At 62.9% G+C, this 1,271-nt stretch carries 1 protein-coding gene; it reads left to right on the forward strand.

All coding sequences use genetic code 11. The features are described 5' to 3' along the window. Window positions 1-503 precede the first annotated feature (503 nt). Window positions 504-1,271, forward strand: a 768-nt coding sequence (locus tag ABT116_RS47455; RefSeq protein WP_351647614.1) for an AraC-like ligand-binding domain-containing protein, incomplete at its 3' end; no start/stop codon positions are given.

Raw genomic sequence — 1,271 nt, forward strand, 5'->3', positions numbered from 1 at the left:
GGCCAAGGCGCTCCGCACGCACTACCTGACGCCCGACTTCGCCAAGCGGCTGGCCGCCTGGGAGCCACAGCGCGGCGAGTTCCGTCTTGCCGAACCCACGAGGCGAATCGATGACCGTCAATCCCGCCGAGCGTTCCATCAATCCGAGCAGGCGAGGACGAATCGCCGTGGCTCCGCGCCCAGCGAGCCGCCTTTGCAGCGTGCCCCGCCCTCGAGGATTTCGCTTTGCTCGAGATAGCTGCGATCGATTCGAAGTGGACGTCATGATGGCCGACAAACGAGCAGTCGATCCCCGCCGAACTCGAGATTTCGTTCGAGCATCGAACTCCCAACCCGTCCACCCATAACGAACAACATAGACAGCTTCGCCGCGACACGCGAGCACTGGCCGTCTCACAAATACGCCCGATTTGTCTCATCATGTGGGCTCGGTCACTATTGACGTTTATTTGCGGGAGAGTGACTGCGACCTGCGGGATCTGACATATCATGCCCGCGTGTCGATGAATTCCGCCCGCATCCGCGTGTCGACCCGATCGGTCGATCCGGAGGAGGCCGACGACTTCTGGCGCAGCGCGACACGTCCGTTCTTCGTCACCGACCGGATTGACCCCGACACGCCTCTCGAAGGGTCGATCTCAGCACTTCCCATCGGGTCCTCGTTGATCGGTCGAACAACCTTCAACGCGCAGAAGTACACCCGAAACAACCGGCTGATCGCCGAGAGCGGACTCGACGATCAATACATGGTCCAGGTCGTCCTCGACGGGCAGTTGAGCGGCAACGCCGACGGAGTCGATTTCGTCGCACGTCCAGGAGATGTCACATTCTTCGACCTCGGGCGTACATGGACCGCCGACGCGGAGGCCGAATCGACAGGGCGCACCATCACGCTTCTCGCACCGCGCTCCCTCGTCGAGGCGGAGTCGAAGGGTCGCTCTCTCCACGGGACGGTACTGCGCGGAGTTCCTGCCGTCGTGCTCGCTCAGTGCATGCAATCGGTCGTACTCGCGCTACCGCACCTCGATCCCGGCGCAGCAACCGGTTACGAGGACGTCGTGGCGTCCCTGCTTCGTGTCAGTTTGGGTATCGCCGAGCCTGACCTGTCGCCGCGGCCCGATCGCTCCCTCCGAGATCGCGCCTACACCTACATCGCCGAACATCTCTCGGAGAGCTGGCTCGGCCCGACATCGATGTGTGGGGCCCTGTCGGTCTCGCGAGCACAGCTCTACCGCGCATTCGCATCCGACGGGGGGATCGCTCTTGTCATA

The sequence above is a fragment of the Streptomyces sp. NPDC002130 genome (assembly GCF_040296465.1).
In the GTDB taxonomy this organism is placed as follows: Bacteria; Actinomycetota; Actinomycetes; order Streptomycetales; family Streptomycetaceae; genus Streptomyces.